We start from the raw sequence: 7,864 nt of genomic DNA on the forward strand, positions 1-7,864 counted from the left end.
CAGTTTTCGTGTATAACCGCAATTGGCTTGCAAAATTACACATTTTTAATGGATATACCTAATATATAAGAGAAAAAAATGATTTTTTAACCATCAGTCGCTGCTTCTTTGGCTCTTTTTTGCTCATCTATGAGCTGAAAGTCCTTCTTTCTGAGCACAAAACTGTTACTCAGATACTTTTCGCGCACAATCTTATTCTCTGCCAATTCCTCTGGTTTGCCCTGGAAAAGAATCTTACCTTCGAACAGCAGATAGGCTCTATCTGTAATGGTAAGAGTCTCCTGTACATTATGGTCGGTAATCAAAATACCGATATTGCGATACTTCAACTGCCATACAATATGCTGAATATCTTCTACCGCAATAGGGTCAACACCGGCAAATGGCTCATCGAGCATGATAAACTTTGGGTCAATAGCCAGGCAACGGGCAATCTCTGTACGGCGACGCTCACCTCCGGAAAGTTGGTCACCCTTGTTCTTACGAACCTTATTGAGACGAAACTCGTTAATAAGACTCTCTAACTTCTGCAACTGATAACTACGTGGTTTTCCTGTCATTTCCAAGACTGAAAGTATATTGTCCTCAACACTCATCTTGCGGAAAACACTGGCCTCCTGAGGCAGGTATCCTATTCCCGCACGGGCACGTTTGTATACTGGAAAATCTGTAATTTCCTGATCTCCCAGAAAGACATGTCCCTCATTAGGCACAACAAGTCCAGTTGTCATATAGAAAGAAGTTGTCTTACCAGCACCATTAGGTCCCAGTAATCCCACAATTTCTCCTTGCTTCACATTGATAGAAACTCCATTGGCAACCGTTCGTTTACCATAGCGCTTCACCAATCCCTCTGTTCGCAAAACCAGAGAATTCTGATTTTGCTGTTCGTTATTGTTAATTTCGTCCATAATTAGCTAATTTGGCTGCAAAAATACTAAAAATAAAGGAAATATCGCTTATAAAATCAAAAACTATTCATAATATTGCAGTTTTTTAGAGGATTTTGGTTAATTTTGCAGCGAAATTCAGTTTTATAATAGCATGTTAATAGAAAAATGGCTTACCACCTTCGGTAAATATCTCATATTGATGGGACGTTCTTTTTCCCGTCCTGAGCGCATGCGCATGTTCTTGAAACAATACATCAAGGAGATGTCGCAATTGGGTATTGACTCCATTGGTATCGTTTTACTGATATCCTTCTTCATTGGAGCAGTTATCTGCATCCAGATGAAATTGAACATTCAGAGTCCATGGATGCCACGATGGGTTTCAGGTTACACCACTCGAGAAATCATGCTTCTGGAGTTCTCATCAAGTATCATGTGTCTGATTCTCGCAGGTAAAGTGGGTTCTAATATCGCTTCGGAGTTGGGAACAATGCGTGTCACCCAACAGATTGATGCCCTTGATATCATGGGAGTGAATTCAGCATGTTACCTCATTCTGCCTAAAATTCTCGGTTTGGTTACCATCATGCCATTTCTGGTTATCTTCAGTTCTGGCATGGGTATCATCGGCGCCTACGGAACAGCGTATATTGGGCATATCCTACCACCAGATGATCTGACACTCGGCTTGCAGCATTCATTTAACCAATGGTTTGTATGGATGAGCATCATCAAGAGTCTTTTCTTTGCATTCATCATTTCCAGCGTATCTTCTTATTTCGGTTATACCGTAGAAGGTGGATCTGTTGAGGTTGGAAAATCGTCAACCGATGCTGTTGTCTGTTCTAGTGTTTTGATTCTGTTTTCAGATGTTTTCCTCACTCAAATTCTCTCGTAAACTATGATAGAAGTTAGAAATCTCACCAAGTCGTTTGGCGACAAGGTTGTATTAGACAATATAAACGTCACCTTTGAAACAGGAAAGACTAATTTGATAATCGGACAGAGCGGTTCCGGAAAGACCGTACTCATGAAGAATCTCGTAGGATTACTTCAGCCTACAAGTGGTGAAGTTCTCTACGATGACCGTGACTTCACCCGGATGTCGAAAAAAGAAAAAGTTCTGATGCGCCGCGAGATGGGAATGATTTTCCAAAGCGCAGCCCTGTTCGACTCTCTGAATGTACTTGAGAATGTCATGTTTCCACTTGATATGTTCTCTACCATGAATTACAGGGAGCGCGTAAAACGGGCTCAGGAATGTCTTGACCGCGTCAATCTGATAGAGGCTCAGCAGAAATATCCTGGAGAAATCTCGGGTGGTATGCAGAAACGAGTAGCTATTGCACGTGCCATCGTAATGAATCCGAAATACTTGTTCTGCGATGAGCCAAACTCAGGTTTGGATCCAAAGACCTCACTTGTGATAGATGAACTGCTTTCAGGCATCACCAAAGACTATAATATGACTACCATCATCAACACCCACGACATGAATTCGGTGATGGGCATTGGTGAAAACATCTGCTTTATCTACCAAGGTCATAAAGAATGGCAAGGCAACAAAGATGAAGTGATGACCTCAACAAACGAGAAACTCAACGATTTAGTCTTTGCTTCCGATCTCTTCCGCAAAGTAAAGGAGGTAGAGCTGGAAGAAGCTAAAAACAAATAAAACAGTATCGTTCAAAAAAAGCCATCAGCCCAGAAACTGGCTGATGGCTTTTTTATTACAAAATAAATACTATCTCATTTTCCAGGCATCCTTGACCTCTACCATAGGTACCACTATCTGTTCTTTAGTACTGTCACCATACACCACTTGCAGAAAAACATCAGCAACATGATGCGCTGTATCAGCCTTTGCATTCAGTACATTCACCTTAACCATACCTTTATGTTCATCTTGCTGCTGCTCAACAAACATTTTGGCATTCATCAGCAATTGATTCTGATAGCCATTTGGCAACCGATAAGGTTGATTGTAGCCGTCTACAAACTCCTTATACTTGCCCTCTAAAAGCAAATCATAATATCCCTTGGCAGCAATACCTGCAAGATAGCCAGGATCAGGCTTTTCCTCCCTACAGGAAGAAAATACCAATCCCACCATGAATATCATAAAAATCAAAAGTTTCTTCATTTTTATACACTTTGATTCTGCATTCTTCGCTTCATTTATTTACTTCTGACGAATGAAGACGTTGATAGGACAGCCATGTAATGACCAGTTCTCACGAATCTTATTTTCCAGGAAACGGCGATAATTCTCCTTGACATACTGAGGCAAGTTTGCATAGAACACAAACGAAGGAATCGTTGTATTAGGCAACTGGGTGCAATACTTAATTTTGATATACTTACCCTTTATGCTCTGTGGAGGATATGCCTCGATAATAGGCAACATCACCTCATTCAACTTAGAAGTTCCAATATGAGCCTTACGGTTCTGGTAAACTTCCTTGGCAGTTTCCAATACTCGGAAAATACGCTGCTTAGTCAAGGCTGAAGCAAAGATGATAGGAAAGTCTACGAATGGGGCCATACGCTTGCGGATTGCATTTTCAAAAGTATCAATTACCTTCTGATTCTTCTCCTCAACCAAATCCCATTTGTTTACTACAACCACCAGACTCTTGTTGTTCTTCTGAATCAACTGGAAGATGTTCATATCCTGGGTCTCGATACCACGGGTAGCATCGAGCATCAGGATGCAGACATCACTATTCTCGATGGCACGGATAGAACGCATCACTGAATAGAATTCCAAGTCTTCGCTTACCTTGTTCTTACGACGGATACCAGCTGTATCAACCAGGTAAAAATCGAAGCCAAACTTATCGTATCTGGTATAGATACTATCACGTGTAGTACCAGCAATTTCTGTCACGATATTACGATCCTCACCTATAAAAGCATTGATAATGCTACTCTTACCAGCATTCGGACGACCTACTACCGCAAAACGAGGAATATCTTCTTCGATTGCCTCCTCAGGATTATCCTGAAGTTTGTCCAGAATCATATCAAGCAAATCACCAGTACCACCACCTGTAGCTGCACTGATACACTGGGGATCCCCCAAGCCTAACTTGTAGAACTCAGCAGCCTGATAATACTCTGCGCTGTTATCAACCTTGTTAGCAACAAGGATAACAGGCAATTTGGCACGACGCAAAATAAGCGCCACGTCTTCATCCCAATCAGTAAGGCCAGTGTTAACGTCTACCAGGAAGAGAACCAGGTCAGCCTCTTCGGTAGCAACAAGCACCTGCTTGCGGATAGCATCTTCAAAAATATCATCAGATTTTACAACCCAACCACCGGTATCAACAACCGAAAATTCTCTACCATTCCAACTGCACTTACCATACTGACGGTCACGAGTAGTACCGGCAGTATCACTAACGATAGCGCGACGTGATTGAGTCAAACGATTAAATAAAGTAGACTTACCCACATTAGGGCGTCCTACAATAGCTACTAAATTTGCCATAAACAGTCATTATCCTCCTTCCTTTTAGGAGGTATTCAAGGATGTGGTCTCTGCATCCAAGTTAATAATTTGCCGAAGCTGACCTTGCTCCGGCCCTCGCTCTTTTGGCGAGAGTCACTCCCTCGATTACATTCAGGGAGGAGTTATTTTAGTTGATAGTTTACAGTTGATAGTTTATAGTTATTAAGGGCGTCTTTAAACTATTAACTCTTAACTATCAATTATTCCGGATTATATCCAAAGGCATCAAGTTCTCGCTGAGAGCTGCGCCAATCCTTATCAACTTTTACGAAAGTCTCCAAGAAGATTTTCTTGTCGAAGAACTTTTCCAAAGCCTTACGACTCTCGGTATTCACCTTTTTCAATGCAATCCCCTGGTGCCCGATGATGATACCCTTTTGGGAATCACGTTCAACATAAATCACCGCATTAATGTGGATACGTTTTTCATCTTCCTTAAATCGCTCCACTCTTACCTCTACAGAATAAGGTATTTCCTTATCATAATAGAGCAAAATCTTTTCTCGGATAATCTCTGAAACGAAGAAACGGGCAGGCTTGTCTGTCAGCTGATCCTTATCAAAGAAAGCAGGAGATTCCGGCAAGAGTTCCTTAATGCGCTTCAAGAGCATATCCGTTCCGAACTTATTCTTCGCTGAGATAGGAAGAATCTCTGCATTAGGCAACAAAGAGTGCCATTTTTCAACAATATCACCCAACTTCTTCGGATCACCCTGATCAATCTTGTTGATGAGCAAGAGTACAGGAATCTGCATTTTCTTAACCTTTTCCAAGAATTCCATGTTCTTTTCAGGGTTTTCTATCACATCTGTCACATAAAGCAGCACATCAGCATCCGCCAATGCACTCTCAGAGAAGGCAAGCATCATCTCCTGCATCTTGTAATTAGGCTTCAAAACACCAGGAGTATCAGAAAATACAATCTGCATATCATCAGTATTCACAATACCCATGATACGATGACGGGTTGTCTGAGCCTTAAAAGTTGCAATACTAATACGTTCACCCACCAATTGATTCATCAAGGTACTTTTTCCCACATTAGGGTTACCTACTATATTTACGAAACCAGCTTTATGCATAAAAAATTGAATTTAGCAAAATTTTACTATCAAGAAGTTAAGCTCTATTGTTTTTAAGCTAAAGAAACGCATCCTTACTTATTTATAGAGAAATAAGAAAGATGCGTTTCCTTATATAGATAATTATTCTATCCTATTTTTATAGATTACTTTCCGTAAGCAGCGCCATCATACGCCCACTTATAGAAAGAAGCGCCATGTACAAATCCTGCACCAAATGCTGTGAAGATGACGTTATCGCCCTTCTTCAATTGGCTTTCTGCATCCCAGAGTGCCAATGGAATTGTTGCTGCACTAGTATTTCCATAATGATCGATGTTTACAACCACCTTATCAAGTGGAATTCCAGCACGCTTGGTTACTGCCTCAATAATACGGAGATTAGCCTCGTGAGGAATTACCCAGTTCACATCATTAGCCTTCAGGTTGTTCATTTCCATGATTTTCATCACGTCGTTGCTCATATCTGTTACTGCGTAACGGAATACAGTACGACCTTCCTGATAAAGATAATGCAGACGATGATCAACTGTAAAATGTGAAGGAGGGCAAACAGAACCACCAGCCTTCATGTGAAGGAAAGGCAAACCTTGTCCATCTGTACGAAGGTATGAGTTCTGAACTCCAACGTTCTCCTCTTCAGTTGCCTCCACCAAAACCGCACCTGCTCCATCTCCGAAGAGAACACAAGTAGCACGGTCTGTGTAATCTACCAATGAAGACATCTTGTCAGCACCAATCACAATAATCTTCTTGTATCTACCACTCTGAATCATGCTTGCAGCAACATCAAGGGTATACAAGAATCCACAGCAAGCTGCAGAGAAGTCAAATGCGAAAGCATTCTTCAAACCCAGCTTGCCGAGGACGATAGATGCTGTAGAAGGGAACTTATAGTCAGGTGTCGTGGTTGTTACAATCAATGCATCGATTGTATCTGGATCCACGCCAGTCTTCTGAATCAACTGCTTGGCAGCTTTACGTGCCAAATAGCTGGTTCCAAGGCCTTCCTCTGTAAGGATGCGGCGCTCTTTGATACCCACACGGGTGGTAATCCACTCATCTGTTGTATCTACCATGCGAGATAACTCCTCATTGTTGAGGATATAGTCTGGCACGTAGCCACCGACACCTGTAATTACAGCATTAATCTTACCCATTATTCAGCTGCTTCCTTAACGATTGCAACCTTACCACGATAGTAACCGCAAGTAGGGCAAACAGTGTGGTATACATAGTATGCACCACAGTTAGGGCAAACTGCCAATGTAGGAGCTACTGCCTTATCATGAGTTCTTCTCTTAAGTGTACGTGTCTTTGACTGTCTTCTTTTAGGATGTGCCATAATTTTTAAATGTTTAAAATTTTAATTTTTATTTTTTCAATTTCAATAGAGCTTCCCAGCGTGGATCTACAGTTTCCTCTTCTTCCTCACCGCTTCGGGCGGCAGAATGCTCATTGAGCTTTTCAATCATAGCAGGGTTGCATTTTCCAGGTGCATGCACATGCTTGATGGGAATATTGAGATCTATAAATTCATAGATAAACCAGGCGACATCGAGTATTCCTTCGTTCTCGGCCACAGTCACCAGATCATCATCCTCTGAGTACTCTTCTCCGAATTTTACGACTAGCCTGTCATTAGTCTCAATGGTTTGATCCATATCGTCCAGACAGATGTCGCATGGTATGTGAACCACTCCCTCAGTATGGAAATTGAGTTCGAAGAAGTCATCCGTCCTATTGATAGACAGACTACTTGACAACTCGCCTCTCTGAACATCAGGAGCATCGATTGCCTCAAAATATTCATTGGTAAGCTTAAATTCCTTTTCGGTTATACCTTGAGGTAAAGCTTTCAAATCAATCTTAAAAGAATCTATGTTACACATATTCAATATATACTATATTGTTTCGGGCTGCAAAGTTACAAATAATTTTTGAGATAAAATAATTTTTTATGTAAAAATCACTAAAATCACTCATTATTAATTGATTATTCTTTCTTTAACTCAATTCTGAAGGTGGTTCCATGCCCAATTTCTGTACTTTTCACCCATATTTTACCATGATGGTATTCTTCTACGATTCGTTTAGCTAGTGATAAACCTAAGCCCCAGCCTCGCTTTTTGGTAGTAAAACCGGGACGGAATACATTCTTCAAATCCTTTTTTCTTATACCATTTCCTGTATCTGAAACTTCTATAATAGCTTTATCATCTATTTCTTCCACATGGAGCGTAATCTGTCCACCATTTGCTCCCATAGCATCAACAGCATTCTTCGAAAGATTTTCTATCACCCATTCAAAGAGAGAAGCATTCATCTTAACAATAACATCCTGTTCAGGAATTTCCTTCACCATTTTGACA

General features: G+C 40.9%; 10 protein-coding genes (1 of these 10 running past the window's edge). 2 read left to right on the forward strand and 8 right to left on the reverse strand.

From position 1 onward, the window contains the following. Positions 1–86: 86 nt before the first annotated feature. Positions 87–911, reverse strand: a complete 825-nt coding sequence (gene lptB / locus ONT18_RS09385; RefSeq protein ID WP_264905158.1) for an LPS export ABC transporter ATP-binding protein — start codon at positions 909–911, stop codon at positions 87–89. Between the two features lie 133 nt (positions 912–1,044). Here lptB and ONT18_RS09390 point away from each other — a divergent pair, with 133 nt between their 5' ends. Both ONT18_RS09390 and ONT18_RS09395 read left to right on the forward strand, forming a co-directional pair. Beyond that, positions 1,045–1,791: an MlaE family ABC transporter permease gene (locus tag ONT18_RS09390; RefSeq protein WP_006848350.1), complete on the forward strand. Its 747-nt coding sequence runs from the start codon at positions 1,045–1,047 to the stop codon at positions 1,789–1,791. A 3-nt stretch (positions 1,792–1,794) separates the two neighbouring features. After that, on the forward strand, positions 1,795–2,568 hold the full coding sequence (locus ONT18_RS09395; protein WP_022121318.1) for an ABC transporter ATP-binding protein: 774 nt from the start codon (positions 1,795–1,797) through the stop codon (positions 2,566–2,568). Positions 2,569–2,637: 69 nt separating this feature from the next. On the opposite strand, the gene ONT18_RS09400 is transcribed toward ONT18_RS09395, so the two are convergent. The 7 genes from ONT18_RS09400 to ONT18_RS09430 all read right to left on the reverse strand — a co-directional run. Next, complete coding sequence (locus ONT18_RS09400) at positions 2,638–3,036, reverse strand: hypothetical protein (RefSeq protein WP_118081422.1); 399 nt, start codon at positions 3,034–3,036, stop codon at positions 2,638–2,640. A gap of 39 nt (positions 3,037–3,075) precedes the next feature. Further along, the gene (gene der, locus ONT18_RS09405; RefSeq protein WP_117694991.1) at positions 3,076–4,389 is read right to left on the reverse strand and encodes a ribosome biogenesis GTPase Der; all 1,314 of its coding nucleotides are present in this window, start codon (positions 4,387–4,389) and stop codon (positions 3,076–3,078) included. Between the two features lie 221 nt (positions 4,390–4,610). Further along, positions 4,611–5,492 carry a GTPase Era gene (gene era, locus ONT18_RS09410; RefSeq protein ID WP_264905160.1) on the reverse strand — a complete coding sequence of 294 codons (882 nt, stop codon included), beginning with the start codon at positions 5,490–5,492 and terminating at the stop codon, positions 4,611–4,613. Positions 5,493–5,638: 146 nt separating this feature from the next. Next, positions 5,639–6,652, reverse strand: coding sequence for a beta-ketoacyl-ACP synthase III (locus ONT18_RS09415; protein ID WP_264905162.1), 1,014 nt, complete (start codon positions 6,650–6,652; stop codon positions 5,639–5,641). Then, complete coding sequence (rpmF, locus tag ONT18_RS09420; RefSeq protein ID WP_006848356.1) at positions 6,652–6,837, reverse strand: 50S ribosomal protein L32; 186 nt, start codon at positions 6,835–6,837, stop codon at positions 6,652–6,654. Before rpmF ends, ONT18_RS09415 begins: the two co-directional genes overlap by 1 nt. A gap of 28 nt (positions 6,838–6,865) precedes the next feature. Next, positions 6,866–7,384: a YceD family protein gene (locus tag ONT18_RS09425; protein WP_118190142.1), complete on the reverse strand. Its 519-nt coding sequence runs from the start codon at positions 7,382–7,384 to the stop codon at positions 6,866–6,868. Positions 7,385–7,488: 104 nt separating this feature from the next. Beyond that, a protein-coding gene (locus ONT18_RS09430; protein WP_264905163.1) for a sensor histidine kinase crosses the window boundary here: on the reverse strand, positions 7,489–7,864 show its end. The gene runs 791 nt beyond the window's last position; only the last 376 of its 1,167 coding nucleotides appear in the window; the start codon falls outside the window, past its right edge; the stop codon is at positions 7,489–7,491.

The sequence above is a fragment of the Segatella copri genome (assembly GCF_026015295.1).
Lineage (GTDB): Bacteria > Bacteroidota > Bacteroidia > Bacteroidales > Bacteroidaceae > Prevotella > Prevotella copri_C.